General features: G+C 50.6%; 12 protein-coding genes. 5 read left to right on the forward strand and 7 right to left on the reverse strand.

The genetic code is table 11. The features are described 5' to 3' along the window. Positions 1-5 precede the first annotated feature (5 nt). From rpoD to rpsU, 4 genes are all read right to left on the reverse strand, one after another. Positions 6-1,835 carry an RNA polymerase sigma factor RpoD gene (gene rpoD / locus J7439_RS15165; RefSeq protein WP_209202826.1) on the reverse strand — a complete coding sequence of 610 codons (1,830 nt, stop codon included), beginning with the start codon at positions 1,833-1,835 and terminating at the stop codon, positions 6-8. Positions 1,836-2,151: 316 nt separating this feature from the next. Continuing rightward, on the reverse strand, positions 2,152-4,152 hold the full coding sequence (gene dnaG, locus J7439_RS15170) for a DNA primase (RefSeq protein WP_209202827.1): 2,001 nt from the start codon (positions 4,150-4,152) through the stop codon (positions 2,152-2,154). Between the two features lie 181 nt (positions 4,153-4,333). Next, positions 4,334-4,783: a GatB/YqeY domain-containing protein gene (locus J7439_RS15175; protein ID WP_163370461.1), complete on the reverse strand. Its 450-nt coding sequence runs from the start codon at positions 4,781-4,783 to the stop codon at positions 4,334-4,336. Positions 4,784-4,887: 104 nt separating this feature from the next. Beyond that, the gene (gene rpsU / locus J7439_RS15180; RefSeq protein WP_020582360.1) at positions 4,888-5,103 is read right to left on the reverse strand and encodes a 30S ribosomal protein S21; all 216 of its coding nucleotides are present in this window, start codon (positions 5,101-5,103) and stop codon (positions 4,888-4,890) included. A 570-nt stretch (positions 5,104-5,673) separates the two neighbouring features. On the opposite strand from rpsU, the gene tsaD reads away from it, so the two are divergent. The 3 genes from tsaD to J7439_RS15195 all read left to right on the forward strand — a co-directional run bounded on the left by tsaD (position 5,674) and on the right by J7439_RS15195 (position 7,702). Further along, entirely contained in the window at positions 5,674-6,711 is a 1,038-nt protein-coding gene (gene tsaD / locus J7439_RS15185; protein ID WP_209202828.1) for a tRNA (adenosine(37)-N6)-threonylcarbamoyltransferase complex transferase subunit TsaD, read from the forward strand. 217 nt (positions 6,712-6,928) lie between these two features. After that, positions 6,929-7,297, forward strand: a complete 369-nt coding sequence (gene folB, locus J7439_RS15190) for a dihydroneopterin aldolase (RefSeq protein WP_209202829.1) — start codon at positions 6,929-6,931, stop codon at positions 7,295-7,297. Then, a complete protein-coding gene (locus J7439_RS15195) occupies positions 7,298-7,702 on the forward strand; it encodes a 2-amino-4-hydroxy-6-hydroxymethyldihydropteridine diphosphokinase (RefSeq protein ID WP_209202830.1) in 405 nt (134 codons plus the stop codon). 84 nt (positions 7,703-7,786) lie between these two features. On the opposite strand, the gene J7439_RS15200 is transcribed toward J7439_RS15195, so the two are convergent. Then, the gene (locus J7439_RS15200; protein WP_209202831.1) at positions 7,787-10,804 is read right to left on the reverse strand and encodes a hypothetical protein; all 3,018 of its coding nucleotides are present in this window, start codon (positions 10,802-10,804) and stop codon (positions 7,787-7,789) included. 213 nt (positions 10,805-11,017) lie between these two features. After that, entirely contained in the window at positions 11,018-12,157 is a 1,140-nt protein-coding gene (locus J7439_RS15205) for a tRNA nucleotidyltransferase/poly(A) polymerase-related protein (protein WP_209202832.1), read from the reverse strand. 288 nt (positions 12,158-12,445) lie between these two features. On the opposite strand from J7439_RS15205, the gene J7439_RS15210 reads away from it, so the two are divergent. Then, positions 12,446-13,498 (forward strand): PLP-dependent cysteine synthase family protein, encoded by a 1,053-nt coding sequence (locus J7439_RS15210; RefSeq protein WP_209202833.1) that lies wholly within the window; start codon positions 12,446-12,448, stop codon positions 13,496-13,498. Between the two features lie 73 nt (positions 13,499-13,571). Here J7439_RS15210 and J7439_RS15215 read toward each other — a convergent pair whose 3' ends face one another. Beyond that, entirely contained in the window at positions 13,572-14,918 is a 1,347-nt protein-coding gene (locus J7439_RS15215) for a hypothetical protein (RefSeq protein ID WP_209202834.1), read from the reverse strand. A gap of 576 nt (positions 14,919-15,494) precedes the next feature. On the opposite strand from J7439_RS15215, the gene putA reads away from it, so the two are divergent. Then, positions 15,495-18,674, forward strand: coding sequence for a bifunctional proline dehydrogenase/L-glutamate gamma-semialdehyde dehydrogenase PutA (gene putA / locus J7439_RS15220; RefSeq protein WP_209202835.1), 3,180 nt, complete (start codon positions 15,495-15,497; stop codon positions 18,672-18,674). Positions 18,675-18,699: the final 25 nt, after the last annotated feature.

The raw sequence follows: 18,699 nt of genomic DNA on the forward strand, positions 1-18,699 counted from the left end.
GATGATTACTCATCAAGGAAGCTGCGGAGGTGATCCGAGCGCGTTGGATGGCGCAGTTTTCTCAGGGCCTTCGCTTCAATCTGACGAATACGCTCACGGGTAACGTCGAACTGCTTGCCCACTTCTTCCAGCGTGTGGTCGGTGTTCATATCGATACCGAAGCGCATTCTCAGTACCTTGGCTTCACGAGCGGTGAGGCCAGCCAGAACCATGCGGGTAGATTCCTTCAGACCTTCACCGGTTGCCCGGTCGATAGGCGACTGCATGGTAGCATCTTCAATAAAGTCACCCAGGTGCGAATCTTCATCATCACCAATGGGTGTCTCCATGGAGATAGGCTCTTTGGAGATCTTCAGTACCTTACGAATCTTGTCTTCTGGCATATCCATGCGCACAGCCAGTTCGTCCGGTGTGGGTTCCCGGCCCATCTCCTGCAACATCTGTCGTGAGATCCGGTTCAGCTTGTTGATGGTTTCAATCATGTGAACCGGAATACGGATGGTGCGAGCCTGGTCTGCGATCGATCGGGTAATCGCCTGGCGAATCCACCAGGTGGCATAGGTCGAAAATTTATAACCACGGCGATATTCGAACTTGTCCACCGCCTTCATCAGACCGATGTTGCCTTCCTGAATCAGGTCAAGGAACTGCAGGCCGCGGTTGGTGTATTTCTTGGCGATAGAAATAACCAGACGAAGGTTGGCCTCAACCATCTCTTTTTTGGCACGGCGGGCACGGGCTTCGCCAAGGGACATTTTACGGTTGATGTCTTTTATCTGGACCAGGGAAAGATCAAACTCTTTCTCGATATTGGCCAGCTTTTTCTGGGCACGAACAATCTCTTCGCGATAGTTCTGCAAAGCTTCTATGTAACCGCCGCTGCCAGCGGCCAGTTCATCGATCCAGCCAAGGTTGGTTTCGTTGCCCGGAAATACCTTAAGGAAGATCTTGCGGGGCATTTTGGATTTGCGAACACACAGCTGCATGACCGCGCGTTCGTTATCACGGATGCGCTCCACGGCATTGCGGATTCGGAACACCAGCATGTCGAAGATGCGTGGAACCAGCTTCAGCGGCATGAAAGCCTCGGCCAGTTCTTCAAGTGCCGCCTGGCTGTTATCACGGCCATGAGTGGCAATAGCCCTGGTGGCTTTTTCCAGGGCATCTCTCAGAAGGGTGAAGCGCTCTCTGGCCTCTTCCGGGTCAAGTCCGCTATCGCCCTCTTCTTCGCTGTCTTCATCATCACCATCGTCGTCATCGTCATCAAGTGAATCGTCGATTTCGATATCGTTATCATCGGTATTGGTGATCTCAGTATCATCGTCGGGATCTATATAGCCACTGATAACGTCAGTGAGGCGACCTTCTTCTTCGGTAAGGCGGTCATACTCGTCGAGGACAATCTGGGCAGAACCGGGGAATTGAGCCAGTGCCGACATGACTTCACGCCAGCCTTCCTCGATGCGCTTGGCAATCTGGATTTCGCCCTCACGGGTTAACAGCTCTACGGTACCCATTTCCCGCATGTACATGCGGACAGGATCAGTGGTTCTTCCTGCTTCCTGTTCGACGGCGGCAAGCGCTGCGGCTGCTTCTTCGGCGGCAGCTTCATCGGTGTCGGCTTCAGCCATGAGCAGGGTATCGGCGTCGGGAGCGGTCTCGTAGACGCTGATACCCATGTCATTGATCATGCGGATAATATCTTCCACCTGATCAGGATCGGAAATATCTTCCGGAAGATGGTCATTAACCTCCGCGTAAGTCAGGTACCCCTGTTCCTTACCACGGGCGATAAGCTCTTTTAATCTGGATTGTTGTTGCGAATTTGCTGACATATCAACCCTTTAACAGCGGATATTGACGAACCGGACAAAAAAACGTAAGCAGGCAATTATAGCTCATAAACTGGGTATAGTACCACAGGGCAGCGGCCCGACTTGGTTGGACGAGGTACCGGAATGCATTCCATGACGCGGGTTACCTTTCCTTGGTGTTTTCAGACCGGGTTTGAATTAGAAATGTGGCCAATAATGCAGTTCCACGGGACACAGTGACATTCAAGTATACCTAATATTTTTTGTTGTGCAGTTATTTTTTTATGCATCGATTCGAAGAATCGGTTGCGTTTGCCTGACACTACCAAAAAAAAGATTAACTTTCTCCTTTTTTTTCGTGGTTTTTGCCGGGTGTTATGTCGGTTGCCTGCTGTTGCGTCATCTGCTCTCTGAGCGCTTCCTGATGTTGGCGGAACTGCTGGCGAAGTTCTTCGTTAATTTGTCCCGGCTTTTTGTTCTGGAAGCTCTGGATAAGTGATTTGTACAGGTTCTTCTGATGGTTTAATCCTGCTTTCCGGCGAATGCTGGCCAGGGTTTCCAGAAACTCATCCCGGTGAGCGGTGGTGCCGTGGTCCAGGGCTGCCAGGGCGTGCAGGCGTTGTCCTTTTTCTGTGCCGTACCATTGGGCAATAAGCGTGCCTGCTTTCAGGGATGGCTCTTTTTTCAGGATGGTTAACAGGTCGATCAGTAATTGACTGTCACTGTCGTTTTCCAGTTTCAGGTGGTCAAATGGCTCGGAAACTTCCCGGGCAAACTCCGGATTACATAATAACTGTCGTATGGCATAACCACAGGTCACCAGTCTGGCTGAGTTGGCCAGATGGCCGGTGGAAGGCCTGCGTGAAATCTCAGGTGTGCTATAGCTCAGGTGTTCTTCTGGTGCGTACTGTCTTTCTTCGTAGTCTGCATCGTAGAAAGGCGCTGGCTCATAATGACCATGATGAACCTGTGCTTCCTGGCTTATGTTGCGGGTTTCCGGCTCTGGCCGGCTTGTGGATAACTCTCTGGTGCGTGCACTTTCCTGAAAGTGAGCTTCCAGATAGTGTGTGTCGAGTCCTGTCCGGTCTGAGAGCTTTTTCACCAGCAACTGACGAAACAAGCCTTCGGGCAGTTTATCAAGATAAGGTTGAGCCAGTTTGGCCAAACGGGCACGACCATCCATGGTGGTCAGATCCAGCTCTGACTCCAGTTCCCGGAACAGTAAGTTGTCCAGGCTGATGGCCTGGCTTTTGATTCGCTCAATAAAGCTTTCGGAGCCTTCCTTGCGAACCATGCTATCCGGGTCTTCGCCCTGTGGCAGAAACAGGAAGCGGGCCTGACGACCATCCTGCATGTTGGACAGTGTCGACTCCAGTGCACGCCATGCCGCCCGTCGGCCGGCATCATCGCCATCGAAGCAGAAAATGACTTCAGGCACCACTTTGAACAGTCGCTGCATATGGTCAGGGGTGGTGGCTGTGCCAAGGGTTGCCACCGCGTTGGTGATTCCCTGTTGAGCCAGTGCCACCACGTCCATATACCCTTCAACCACCAGGATGCGGCTCAGCTTGCGGTTGGCCTGCCGGGCTTCAAAAAGTCCGTAAAGCTCTTTGCCTTTGTGAAAAACCGGGGATTCGGGAGAGTTCAGATACTTGGGTTTTTCATCACCCAGAACGCGCCCGCCAAACGCAATGTAGCGACCCCGGCTATCCCGGATTGGGAAAATGATGCGTTCCCGGAAGCGATCGTACACCGTATTGCGGTCTTCATTGTTGACCAGCATGCCGGTGGTGATCAGCTGTTGCTCTTTTTCTGGTGAGGTAGCCAGCTCTTTTTTCAGGTTGTCCCAGCCCGGCGGTGCAAAGCCGATGGCAAAGTGCTGGCAGGTCTGCGGATCAAGTCCCCGGTTTTTCAGGTAGTGGGATGCCCTTGGGGATTGCTCATGCTGTTTCAGCTGGCGGCTATAGAAGTCCACTGCGCGATCCAGCAGATTGTAGAGTTCGCTGTGGTCCGGGCCCCGTTGCCGGTGCGGGTTTTCTTCCCTGGGGACTTCCAGGCCCAGCTGTCCTGCCAGTGTGTCAACCGCTTCAGGAAAGTCCAGGTGGTCGTGGTCCATAATAAAGCCAACGGCGTTGCCACTGGCTCCGCAGCCAAAGCAGTAGTAGAACTGCTTGTCAGGGCTCACCGTAAAGGAAGGGGTCTTTTCTTTATGGAAAGGGCAGCAGGCAGAGTAGTTGCGACCGGTTTTTTTCAGCTTAACCCGGTGATCGATAACATCGACGATATCAATGCGGGTTAATAGGTCATCAATAAAATACTGGGGAATCCGTCCGGCCATGGTGGAGTGTTCGTAAACAAGGAAAGAATGTGATTTGAAGACTCATTCTATCATTTACCTGGGCGAATGTCGGTATTTATAAGATATTGTTAAAACTTTTGTCTAAGCTGCCGGTTTTGCAATCAGGAATCAACAGCTATCGTGGGTGTAATCAGGTGCCGCTATCTACCAGCGGTTAATACTAACTCAGGCGCGACTTAACAATTTTGCTGATGGATGACATGTCCGCCCGACCCTGCGCCTGTGGTTTGACAATGCCCATCACCTTGCCCATGTCGGCCATGCCGGAGGCACCGGTGCTGTTAATGGCGAGGTCAACCAGTTCGGTGATTTCAGTTTCCGATAGCGGGGTGGGGAGAAAGTCAGCAAGAACCTCAAGTTCCAGCTTTTCCTGTTCAGCAAGATCCGTGCGCCCGGCAGACTCGAACTGTTCAATGGCATCGCGACGCTGCTTTACCATTTTGTCCAGGACTGCCAGGGCACGTTGATCGTCTAATGATTTTTCATCGACTTCAATTCGCTTCAGTTCGGCCAGGGCCAAACGGATTGTACCCAGTCGTGGCTTGTCGCGATTGCGCATGGCATCCTTCATGGCTTCTGTCAGTTGATCCCTGACAATGCAATCACTCATGACACGTTCCTTTTTACCTGATGTTAAGGTTGGCGGGTTCAAAGCTCAATGGTAGTCAACGCGTAAATCACAGGATTGAAGCAACCGATGTTAAGGTCAGTTGATCAATACAGACGCTCACGACGACGCTGCTCGCGCTGCAGTTTTTTAAGATGACGCTTAACAGCAGCAGCGGCCTTGCGCTTGCGAACGGTAGTTGGCTTCTCGTAGTGCTCACGACGACGAACTTCAGCCAGGATACCAGCTTTTTCACAAGAGCGCTTGAAACGGCGCAGGGCTACGTCAAACGGTTCATTCTCTTTAACTTTAACAGCAGGCATGCAGAGATCACCTTCCTTTTAATAACAAATGTTGACCATGAATCCGCCCCGGTCAGTGCGACTGAAGGCTAAAAAACTCACGGCTGGATTACAGCCAATGCTGCGCGAATGCGATAAATCGCCTCTGTGATTATCAGTATCGTGCATTGAAAAGACGGGTCTTTACCCAAAGCAGGACGTTAATACTCACACTAACAGGACAGATTAGTCGCAGTTTTTCAAGGGCGCGAATTTTAAAGCTTATTCAACAAAAATGCAAAAAACGCCCACTTAAGTAGTTAACCAAATGAAATCATATATTTCTGGTTAAGTGGACAGTCACTCTCGGCAACTGCTCCTGCGTTGCTCTAGCTCCTGCATCCATGCAGTCGTGCGGCGTTACAACTCCGGTCACATAGCTACGGCTATGCTCCCTGCGTTGTGCCTTGCATAGTAACTGCCCACTTAGCCAGAAATATACGATTCCATTTGGCCAACTACTTAACGTATGATTCTTTCCTTTTATGAAATATCCGGATTCGGGGATTTCACTGGCTCTTTTTTGCACACATTGTTTCACAGGTTGGTTGAATGATTGTTCTCGGGATAGAAACTTCCTGCGATGAGACCGGCATTGCCCTCTATGACAGCGGGAAAGGTCTGCTGAGCGATGCCCTGTTCAGTCAGATTGATATGCACATCGATTACGGTGGTGTGGTACCTGAACTGGCTTCCAGAGACCATATCCAGAGAGTATTGCCCCTGATTAACCAGGTACTTGAGCAGGCAGGCATCAGTAAAGATCAGATCGATGCCATAGCCTACACCCGTGGCCCGGGGCTGGTGGGGGCCCTGATGGTGGGAGCCTGTATTGGCAAGGCACTGGCCTGGGCCTGGGGCATTCCATCGGTGGGGGTTCACCATATGGAAGGTCATCTGCTGGCCCCCATGCTGGAAGAAACACCCGTAGCGTTTCCATTTGTGGCGCTGCTGGTATCCGGTGGACACACTCAGCTGGTGCAGGTAGCTGGTATTGGTCGTTACACCCTGCTGGGTGAGTCGGTTGACGATGCCGCCGGAGAAGCTTTTGATAAAGTGGCTGCGATGCTGGGTCTGGATTACCCCGGTGGTCCTGCCATTGCCCGGCTGGCAGAACAGGGGCAGGAAGGGCGTTTTCGTTTCCCACGGCCCATGACCGATCGCCCGGGACTGGATTTCAGCTTCAGTGGCTTGAAAACCTACACCCTTAATACCGTGGCAAAATGCCGTGAAGAAGCGATAGCCAAAGAGCCTACGGATCAGGATCGTGCGGATATTGCCCGTGCCTTTGAACAGGCGGTGGTGGCAACCCTGACCATCAAATGTCGCCGTGCCCTGCAGCAGACCGGTATGAAGCAGCTGATTATTGCCGGAGGCGTCAGTGCCAATCAGTCACTGCGGGCTGCCCTGGAATCCATGGTGGAAAAAGAAGGTGCGGTACTGCGTTATGCCCGCCCTCAGTTCTGCACGGATAATGGTGCCATGATCGCTTATGCTGGCTGTCAGCGGCTGCTTGCTGGTCAGAGCGATGGGCCTGAAGTGGTGCCTGTGCCTCGCTGGCCTATGGAAGAGCTGGAGCCTGTCGGCTAGTCACAGAAGTCTTTTAAAGATGGGAACCACAAAGGCACGGAGACACCAAGTTTTTTGTTCTGATGTTACCTGTCGAGCAGGTCGCGCCCATCTTTACCTTTGTGCCTCTGTGTCTTTGTGGTTTGATGTTTATTTCCTTTTTTTTAGCGACAGCCTCTATAGATTTCGTTTTCTGCGCCACTATTTTCATGATTAAAAGAGCGTGAGTTTAACTCCCATGGATAAAGTACGAATAGAAGCCATTGAAACCCGGGCGGTTATCGGTGTTTATGAGTTCGAGCACGAAGCACCACAGCCATTGGTGCTGGACCTGGAACTGACGACTGATTTTACCCGCGCTTTTACCAGTGACGACTTACAGGATGCGCTGGATTACGACGCCATTACCCGACATGTCAGGTCATTTTGTGAGGCCTCCCGTTATCAGCTGATTGAGGCACTGGCTGGCGGTATCATCACTCAGGTGATGGAGCATTATCCGGTGGATAAAGTGGCTGTCACCATTCGCAAGCCGAAGGCTTTGACCAATGCGCTTGCTACTGTCTGGTGTGAGCGAACCCGTACACAGATGATGGGACAGGAATAGATGACAGTGACTGTCTATGTGCTTGGTATTGGTTCCAATATTAACGCTGAGTATCAGTGTCGTCAGATGATCGCTGCACTGGAGCAGCGATTTGGTAAGGTTAGGGTCAGTGAGCTGGTGACCACGAAAGCGGTTGGTGTTGAGGCTCCCGACTACATTAACGGGGTGGTTTGCCTTGAGTCAGATATGAGTGCTGAGGCATTGCAGCAATGGTGCAAGAGGCTTGAAGAGCAACTGGGAAGGGATCGCGAACAGCGCCTTTGTGCTGCGGATATTGATCTTTTACTGGCGTTGGACTGTTCTGGTGCCCTTGTAGTGGAAAAGTTGATCAATCAGGTTAAAGAACCCTGGTTTCGGCCCCTGGTAACAGAGCTGTTAAACAGGAGTATGAGGGAATTGGTATAATTACCATAAAAAAAGGCCGTCTTGAAAAGACGGCCAGAGTATTCAGGGGTTAGCCTGAAAAAAACATGGCAAAATAGCCTGCGCTTATGTGCTAGTGCTAGCGTTTTTATTCATCTTCTCCAACTCATTGTTCAAACGGTCCAAACGCCGCAATAGAGGTGAGGGATCAGTGAACAGCGAGGGTATTGGGCCTTGAGGTAAAGAGATTTGCTTAATCAAGGGGGCTCCTTCGTCACTGTATTCAGAACTATTGTCACTGTATTCAGAACCATTGTCATTGCATTCAGAACCATCGTCAGGATTTAATTTACTATCAATGACGGGGTGGTGGCTATAGAGCTCATCTTTTGCGTCTGCAACGAACCTACTGCCGGAGAGAAATCTCTCTACCTCTTCTGGCGAGCCATCGCAAATCTCTTCCAGCAAATCAATGCGACCGGAATGATCGTGCCTTACAGGCTTCAATGTTGGCATTTGCTCAATTAATTCACGGATCGCCATGTCTCGCTCCTCACGCTCAAACAAATGCTTGGGCATGGCAGCAACGCTCTCGCCATCGTCATTCATCTCTGAACTGTTCTCAGAGAAGCAGAAATCACCATCGACTGTACGAACTCTTGGTTGGCTGCTTTTTGCGCTCGGTAGCTCATTGTGAGCATGCACATTTTCTTCGGTCAGAGCGAAGAGCTTTTCTCCGATCGCGGCTGCCAGGGCTTTCGGGCTGTCAAGTTGTTCTACAGAAGCTTCGGGTTTAATGACAATAGGAACTTCGGGTTCAACAACAGGAACTTCGGGTTCAACAACAGGAGCTTCCGGTTTGCTGGCCAGCGCACTGTTTTTGACAATGGTTTGGGACTTATCGTAGCCCTCATGCCTGCCATCAACGTCACTGTACTTAACCACCCAGTGGTTGCTGAGTCGGCCAGGTGCCTCTTCCCATTTGACCTTACCATCAAGGTCTTTCAGGACTTTGCCATTTTCATCTCTCTGGGCAACATAGCCTTGATATGGAGCCTGGCGCATCTTGCTCCACTTCATGCCTTCCTGATTCTGGTAATCAGGGGCAGACATTCTTCCGTTGTAAGCCGGGGTTAGCTTCCTGTCAGGCGTGGGGATGATCACATCGTTAACCAGGGCGTACCTGACTCTGTCGACACCAGTGACATTGCCACCGGCATCTCTGGTGAAGATATCCAGGATGTTACCTTCCGCATCTTTGTGAACCCAGTTTTTCAAACGCCCAATGTCCAGCCTGTCGCGTTTGTCTGATACCCTTTTATCGAAATCAGGATCTTGAGGGTCACGAACAAGTGAACCGTTTTTCCAGTCATCAATGTCTTGTGTACGGTGTTCCTGAAGGTTCGGGCACATCTGGTTCAGGTAATCAAGCTCTTGCTGGATCGAGGCCTTCTCGCACTCTTTGGCATAGATTGCCAGGTGGCGCTTGTTGATATCGATATCCCTTTGCTGATCGCTGATGAGCTTATTTAATGACTCAATCGCAGACTTGGTTCCACCTTTTTCTGCCTGCTTCAGCTCTTTCTGCATTTCTCCAAGGGTGGATTCTAACTTTTTAGCCCATGCCTGAACTTCTTCTTTATAGGCTTCAGGATTCGGCGCTCTATTGATGAAGTTTTTGGTATCCTCGTTGTTCGGGTAGGCCGCATCAAAATCAGCCATCATTGTCGCCACGTCTTTGCCAAGGGTTTGTACTGCTGCGTGAAGCTTGGCGTGATATTGTTCTCTGACCAGCTTGAATGCTGCGATCACGTTCTCATCAGTGCATTTAAATACAGGACGTTTGGGAGGCTCGCCGGGGTGAACAGGCGCTTTTTGATCAAGTGCTTTACCTTTCTTCGCCGCTTTCTGTTTGGCTTTCTGGTATTTTGCATTGTCCTTGATGAATGCTGCCAGTAACTGTTCGTAAGCTGCCATTTCTTTGTTGTAATTATACATAGCGGTGGCCAGTGCAGGGTCGTTACCCAGTCTCATGGCTACTGATGCATGGTCAGCATCCAGTAAATGATCTACAACCTTACCGCCCGGGGTCTTCTCTTTAACCGTCACGGTTGCCCGATTATTTTCATTAGCTACCGTCAGGGTACGGGTCGGGGTGTAGTAGTATTTTTCACCGGTTTTTGGATCTTCGTGGAGTACTTTTTCTTTGTGCAGCTTCAGCTTGTTAGCCGCCAGTTGCTGATTGAACAGGTGGTTGGCTTCAGCGCGAGCTTTTTGATTCTTTACCTTGTCTTTAACTTCCATGTCGGTAACACCGAAGTGGTTGGCCAGCCTTGCGCAATTCAAGTCCTCGCGAAGTTTGTTGTGCCGTTGCTTGGCCTCTGTCATGCAGAGCTTGTCAAATGCCTGACTTTTTTCCTGCTTGAGAGCATCCTCAGCCTGCTGTGCAGCGGTTTTCTGCTCCAGCTTTCTGGCATTATACTTGGCCGGATGGAATACATAGAGTAACCCTTCGTAAGCAGGGGTAATCACGTAATCTTGCAGTGGTTTGGTAACAAATTTAACTGCGTTAAAGATGAGCTTTAAGGGGGCAACAAGGAATGAGCCCACGACTTTCAACTTACCAATTACACGCTCGCCCAGGCTGAGCTTGTGAATGACAGTAATTGGCTGTTCTTTTGTCTCAGAAGTTTTCTCAGATTTTTTCTCAGCAGTTTTGCCTTCAGCAGTTTTGCCTTCAGCAGTTTTGCCTTCAGCAGTTTTGCCTTCAGCAGTCTTGCCATCAGCAGTTTTGCCTTCAGCAGTTTTTTCTGGCTTTTCAGCAGTTTTGCCTTCTGCGGTTTTTTCTACCGGAGTCGTCTTGGCAGGTTTCACCGGAGCAGGCTCTGTCTGGACAGATTTTTGCGCAGACCCTGCCGGTGTGCCACCTATAGCAGCGATGCCTCGTTTAATTCTGTCAGACAGGTCTAAACGTTTTGCCTGCCGCTGCGACGTTTGGGTTTGCTTGTCAACCCGGGTTGTTGTGGATGTTGCCACAGGCTGGGCATTAATAACCGGAGACGGTTTGACGCCCGGTGGAGGCGGCGGTACCGGTGGGATGTGAGCCGGAGTTACCTGTGTTACAACTGGACCTGTGTTTGCCATGGTTTATGTCCTTATTCAGTTTGTATGATTAATTACATCAATAAAGTATTGACTGAACATTTGGACACTTTATTTGGAGTTTTGTTCCAGTTTAATACTAATTAATGAAGTGTCAGTAATTAGAATGTGTTTTGGAATGCGTTAAGAGATTGAAATTACTATCAATAGCTCTTAACGCTGTATCATAGATAGTTGTGGCTTTTATCGCTGATTTTATTTGTTAAGATGCATTTTTGATTGAATTTGCTGAAGCCTCTTCTGTCTTAATGCTTCGCCGAGGGCTTTTCCTGTGATGTTTTCAGTCATCAAATCTCTGGCTTTAATGGATAAACAGCCAGCCAATAGTTCAATGATCTGGCTTTTTTTCAATTTAACCGTTGCGAAGCTATAGGAAAGAATCGTAATCAGGCTAATAAAGCGTTCAGGGCGGCGCAGGGCATCGGTGGCTTCAAACAGGGTCATCAGGGACTCTGCATCGTTGCTGTGAATAACCGACGCAACACTTTGGGCGTGCTCTGTGACCAGAAGGGCCATATCGGCATATTCTGAGGGTAATCGCATTCTGGATGAAACACCCTGAACCGTCAGTATGCCATTGGTTTTTTCCGCTTCGGCCTGAGGCAGCAGAGGCGAGAACAGGCAGCCAAACCGGATCAGTGCTGTGTTGTTGTCCCGGGCGGCCATGGTGAGGTGCAATAAGGTCTGGTTATGGATCAGGGATCGTAACTCGGGCAATACGGCCTGAAGAGCACCGCAGCTTTCCAGCGTTTGAAAGTAGACCGAAGGGCTTGGTTCCATCAAGGCCCTGGATGTTTCCTGCCATACTCTTTCGGGTACCAGATGGGCTGCTTCGCCGTTATTCACCATGTTGCCCATTAATTCCAGCGTCTCTTTTGCCACCTGAAAGCCCAGGGGGGCAAGTCTCGCTGCGAACCGGGCAACCCTGAGGATTCTAAGAGGGTCTTCCTGAAAAGTAGGCGATATGTGGCGAAGCCGACGGTTTTTCAGGTCTTCCTGACCTCCGTATGGGTCAATGATGTTACCGTGCTGGTCCTCTGCCATGGCATTAATGGTTAAATCCCGTCTCAGTAAGTCTTCCTCCAGGGATATGTCAACGGATGTGTAAAAGCTGAAACCCGCATAACCATGCCCGGTTTTGCGCTCCGTTCGGGCCAGTGCGTATTCCTCTTTGGTTTGCGGGTGAAGGAAAACCGGGAAATCCCGGCCAACCGGCTGATAGCCCAGATCCTTCATCTGCCCGGGCGTTGCACCAACGACAACCCAGTCATTGTCCTTAACAGGCAAACCCAGTAATTGATCTCTGACCGCACCACCTACCCGATAGACTTGCATAAACGAGGACTATTCCAGATATAAAAGTAAGAATTGTTTATAGCAAAATGGTGTATTTTTTTCCCTGTTTAAAATTTTATTTTAATATTTTTATCTTTGGGAGATGATTATTTTATAAAAAAGGTTCTTTGGGTGTTTTTTGAAATACTTTTCTCTGTTCAAAGCCATAAAATATCTTTAACAATGTGTTGGGTATAGAGGAAGGTACGAAAGCATTCATATCAATAGCGCCTGATGAGACGTTTTTCCCACCCGATAAATTTATATGGACGTACTTGGGGGAAGGTTATGAGTGGTCATCAATGGGTTAATGAAGCCATCAGCAAAATTGAGGCGGACTTTCAACGCAGTGCAGATACACATCTGATACGGCTTGAATTACCGGGAATCAACGGTGTCGAGGTATATCTAAAAGATGAAAGCACGCATCCGACGGGCAGCCTTAAGCACCGTCTGGCCAGGTCTTTATTTCTTTATGCCATCTGTAATGGTTGGGTTGATGAGAATACCACCATTATTGAGTCCTCTTCAGGAAGTACAGCCGTTTCTGAAGCCTACTTCGCCCGACTGCTGGGCTTGCCATTTATCGCCGTAATGCCCAGATCGACCTCCATGCAGAAGATACAAAAGATCAGGTTTTACGGTGGTCAGTGTCACCTGGTCAATTGCTCCAGTGAGATTTATGCCGAATCCCAGCGGTTGGCCAGGGAGCTGAATGGACACTATATGGACCAGTTTACTTATGCAGAGAGGGCTACAGACTGGCGGGGTAACAACAATATTGCCGATTCCATTTTTCGACAGATGCGGGCTGAGAAATACCCGGTGCCCAGCTGGATTGTCATGAGCCCGGGAACCGGAGGAACATCGGCCACCATTGGACGCTACATTCGATACCAAAAGCTGAATACCCGGTTATGTGTTGTGGACCCCGATCACTCTGTTTTCATGGACTACTACACCAGTGGTGACTCAAGCCTGACGATTGACCAGGGCTCTCGTATCGAGGGTATTGGGCGGCCGAGAGTCGAACCATCATTTATTCCCGGTGTGATTGATGACATGCGTAGAGTGCCTGATGTAGCCGCTATTGCAACCATTCACTGGCTGGAAAGGATACTGGGTCGCAAGGCTGGCCCGAGTACCGGGACTAATTTATATGGAGCCTTGCAAATTGCTGCACAGATGAAATCCGATGGTCAGGAAGGATCTATCGTTACCCTGTTGTGTGATCCGGGTGATCGTTATCTGGATACCTGTTATAACCCTGACTGGGTTGTTGCCCAGGTTGGGGATATACAGCCATGGATAGACGATTTATGTCGCTTGTACGGCAAATAATACCAACCTTCACAGACTGCCTTCAAAAGAGAACGGCCGCAGATGCGACCGTTGAGGGTTAAACGTCAGAAGATTAAACGTCGGTACCTCGCTGCCCGAGTGGCCCGTATTTATTCTCCAATCCCCTGGCTTGAGCCTTTAAGGCTTCATGAGCACCTTCAATAGCACCTTGTTTGGCCATTTTAAATACCTCCTGGCCCAGGGCATCCTGAAGTGAGGGAGACAGTCCGGATTGTTGGCCCATTTGTTGAGTTCTGGATTGCTCATCAGTCCTGACCTCATTCGTTTGTTGGCTGGCCAGTTCTTCAGTTAACTGCTTTTGTATTTCCGGTTTTGAAGAAGATTCAAGGAACGATTCACATTTAGTTGCTTGCTCATTATGCATAGCTGCTTGCTCGCGATGGAAACTAAGATCCCGGAGGGCATCGGCGTTCAGCCACTCCCTTGTAGGTCCCTGCTGGCCATAATGAGAAACACCTTCACCCACTAAGCTACGCATTTGTTGAATGTCGCTGTCGACTCTCTGCTCAAGAACTGTACGTTGCGGTGTTGGAGCAGTCTCTTTGCTGTCAGGAGGAACGGAGCGGCTATCAAATTGAGCATGTTGGGTTGACCCGGTTACCGAGGCCTGAGGATGTGCCCCATAAGCTGGAGTCTGCGCATGCCCGGGCGTTGCAGGGGTATGTGTGGGAGCCGGGGTATATGGCGGCATTGCTGAACGGTGTGGGTCTTGTTGATGGCCTGTATGGGGTGATTGACTGCTTACTGGCTGATGGGCAGCGGGTGCAGGCGCGGGCGCAGGCGCGGGCGGTGCTGCGGATTGTTTCGCTCCCTGGTCAGGGGCCTTTTCCGGCACTTTCTGCTCAGCACTCTTTTCCGAGTCAGCCGTTTTTTCCTTTTCAGCAGTTTTTCCTTTTTCAGCAGCTTGCTCTGATGATTTTGATTCAGGTGCCCCCCCTGCATGCCTCGTATTGCTAAAGAATTTCCCCAAATTCAAGCGTTCAAGTAAGGTTTTACCGCCAGCTGATTTCTGTTCACCTTCAGCGGCTTTCTTTTCACCTTCAGCGGCTTTCTTTTCGCCTTCAGCAGCTTTCTGCTCGCCGTTAGTCTTAGCCTCTTCCGGAGTTGCAGGGGCAGTTTCTGCGGCAGTTGGCGCTCCCGCTGGAGATTGAGGCGTCATGTAACTGGTAGCGGGGTGCTTTGCAACGGAGCCGAAAGGGGGCTGACCGCCCTGTTGCTGATAGGGCAAGGCTGCAGCCCCTGTTCCGGAACCACGCAATTGAAGTGCCGGATCACGTGTGCTGACATTATGCCCACCATAGTAGCCAGTCGGCCCAGATGACTGTCCGGTCTGAAGCCCACCCGCTGCCGGTGGAGTGTAGATTTGTTGTGTGCCCGATGCTGGTAATGGGTTCGCCATTATTTAATCCTTGTTAAATTGATGGAGAAATTGGGGGTTAAAAATTATGCAGATCTCATTTTGCCAAGATGGCAACAACATTCGACAGGTGGGAGTGTCATTGGTTCTATATCAATTAGTAATTATTGTTTTATAAAGATATATTGTTTTAATTGTTTTTGCCTGCCGGTGTTTTTAAGTGATCTGGTTATTTACAGGACAATTGACTTATGGGGGGCTGTATTTGTCAAAGGTAATAAAAAGAGAATCTGAACAATATTTTGATGATCTTGCCTTGTGGTTATTGCTTGTTTTCTCTTTATTCAGGAAAAATATAAACTTTTTGATGAACTATCGTTGGGTTTTATCAGTCTACAAAATGAGAATACATTCATGATTGGTTCAGGGTGATCAGTTAAGGAGTGCGATTTCTGATGCCGGTGTAGTTAACCTGGCATTGATGTGCAGAACCGGGGAGTAATATTAAATACTCAGGAAGAGCGATAGATATTCTAAATACAACGGTCAGGATCATTGGCAGCAGTCTGGTTATTCATCCTGCACGCCACAAATTGGAGAAAGGAAATGGAGAAGGGTATGTTCCAGGCAAAAGATGCATTCAACGCAGGTATTGTCCGGCAAAAGCCAGCCGAACTCTGGTCGATGATCTCTCCTCATTACTCCGTGGATGAGGCTTCATGGTTACAGGAACTGGTGCAGATCCTGGATGAACAGTCCGGAGATTACCCTGAGACAGCCAGTCAAGCCACCAGAATGATTGAGCAGGTCAGGAGCAGTGATAATGGCATTCATATGATTGATGCATTGTTATTGCAGTACAGCCTGGACACTCGGGAAGGTATTTTGCTGATGTGCCTGGCTGAAGCCCTGATGCGCATTCCCGATGATCGGACTGCCGACGCCCTGATCCGCGACAAGCTCAGTGTGGCTGACTGGAAAAAACACCTGAGCCAAAGTGACTCTCTGCTGGTCAATGCCTCCACCTGGGGGTTGCTGCTTACCGGCAAGGTGGTCAACCTTGACGCCGGGGAGGATGGTTCTGCCGGAGGGGTTATTGGCAAACTGGTGAACCGGATGGGGGAACCGGTCATTCGCCAGGCGGTTAACCAGGCCATGAAGATTATGGGGCGTCATTTTGTCCTGGGGCGTAATATTTCAGAAGCGTTAAAGAATGGCCTGAAACAACGGGAAAAGGGGTATACCTACTCTTTTGATATGTTGGGAGAGTCTGCCCTGACCATGGAGGATGCCCGGCGTTATCACGATGAATACCTGGCGGCGATCAGAGCAGTGGCCGCTGAGCCCGACCACGGAAACTCCCCCCGTGCCGGAATTTCCATCAAGCTCTCTGCACTTCATCCACGCTATGAAGTGGCACAGAAAGCGCGTGTGTTCCGTGAACTGGTGCCTGCGCTGGTGGATCTGGTTCGTGAAGCCAGGGCGGGCAATGTAGCTATCAATATGGACGCTGAGGAACAGGATCGTCATGAGCTGTTTCTGGAAGTGTTTGAGCGGGTTTACCGGCACCCGGATTGCCGTGGCTGGGGTGGGCTCGGCTTGGTGATCCAGGCTTACGGCAAACGGGCACTGCCGTCGTTGTGCTGGCTTTCTGCCCTGGCCCATGAGCAGGGAGACCACATTCCGGTTCGTCTGGTAAAGGGAGCTTACTGGGACAGTGAAGTAAAGCTTTGCCAGCAACAGGGGCTGACCGGGTATCCGGTTTATACCCGCAAGGAAGCGACAGATGTTGCATACCTGGTGTGTGCCAGATTTCTGTTATCCGAGCCTGTCAGGTCGGCGCTCTATCCACAGTTTGCCAGCCATAATGCCCACACTGTCGCCAGCATTCTTACCATGGCAGAGCGTGAAGGTGCCGCTGATTTTGAGTTCCAGCGCCTCCACGGTATGGGGGATGCGCTCTATAATTTCATCCTGACTGATCATCGTCGTCCGGTGCGTATCTATGCGCCTGTTGGTAGTCATAAGGATCTGCTGCCTTACCTGGTTCGTCGTTTACTTGAGAATGGTGCCAATTCCTCCTTTGTCCATCGCCTGGTGGATGCGAAAACCCCGGTTGCTGCTCTGGTTCAGCATCCGGTGGAGACGTTAACAGGCCGGGTTTGTTTGCAGAACGACCAAATCCCGTTGCCACCGGCTATTTACGGCCAGTCACGGAAAAACTCACTGGGTGTGAATGTGGATATTGACAGTCAGTGGCAGCCATTTCAGCAAAAAGTACAGAGCTTTATGGGGCATAAATGGACTCAGGGGCCGTGGATTGATGGTCAGCTTGTACCGTCAACAGAGACCTCTGAAATAACGTGCCCCTATGACCGCTCTCAGATTGCAGGCCATTTGGGATGGAGTGATAAAACTCAGGCCGATGAAGCCATTGGCATTGCTGAAGCGGCCTTTGAGCGCTGGAATTCCACACCCGCAGAACAGCGGGCAGACTGTCTGGAGAAACTGGCAGACTTACTGGAGGAAAACCGTGAGGAGCTGGTGGCCCTGTGCCATCAGGAAGCTGGCAAAACCGTGCACGATGCCATTGATGAAGTGCGGGAGGCGGTGGATTTTTGCCGCTATTACGGGAGTCAGGCACGGGAGCGGTTTTCATCAACCATCATGATGCCGGGGCCGACGGGTGAATCTAACGAGCTGCGGCTTTGTGGGCGAGGGGTTTTTCTCTGTATCAGCCCCTGGAACTTCCCTCTGGCTATTTTCCTCGGGCAGATCACCGCAGCACTTGCCGCCGGGAATACGGTGATTGCCAAACCTGCTGAGCAGACCGGCCTGATTGCGGGCAGGGCAGTTGAGCTGATGCTGGCAGCGGGAATTCCCGGTGATGTGATTCAATTATTGCCCGGCGATGGTGCAACGGTGGGTCGTCAGCTGGTGGCCGATGCCCGGATTGCCGGTGTCGCTTTCACCGGCTCCACGGAAACCGCCCGGTTGATTAATCAGTCGCTGGCGAATCGTCCGGGCCCGATGATACCGTTGATTGCTGAAACAGGTGGCCAGAATGCCATGATCGTCGATTCCACCGCACTGCCTGAGCAGGTGGTTAATGATGTTCTTTTGTCCGCCTTTGGCAGTGCCGGACAGCGCTGCTCAGCGCTCAGGGTACTTTATGTGCAGAAAGATATTGCTGACCGGGTGATCGCTCTGTTGCAGGGGGCAATGGAGGAGCTGTCTATCGGCAATCCGAGTCTTCATTCTACCGATATTGGCCCGGTTATTGATGAGAAAGCCCGCCAGTTACTACAGGCACATATCAAACGAATGAAACAAGAAGCCAGGCTGCTGTTTGAATGCCAACTGCCAGCGGATTGCGCTAACGGCAGCTTTGTTGCGCCGGTTGCCGTTGAAATTGACCATATTGGCCAACTGGAGAAGGAGCACTTCGGCCCTGTTCTCCATGTGATTCGTTACGACGCAAAAGCGTTACCCGAGGTGATTAAGCAGATCAACAGTACCGGGTATGGCCTTACCCTGGGAATTCACACTAGAAACGAAGTGACGGCGACGTTTATTGAGCAGCGGGTCAAGGTGGGTAATATCTATATCAACAGGAACCAGACTGGCGCTGTCGTCGGTGTTCAGCCATTTGGTGGCCAGGGACTGTCAGGCACCGGACCAAAAGCGGGTGGGCCAAACTACCTGCAGAGGTTTGCCACCGAACAGACGTTGTCGATCAATACCACGGCTGTTGGCGGAAACGCCACGTTGCTGTCTTTGGGGAGTGAGTCTGTGTAAGCGGCAAAACCCTCGTTCACATGCG

Origin of the sequence: Salinisphaera sp. G21_0 (genome assembly GCF_017744115.1) — a bacterium.
Taxonomy (GTDB): Bacteria; Pseudomonadota; Gammaproteobacteria; order Pseudomonadales; family Endozoicomonadaceae; genus Endozoicomonas.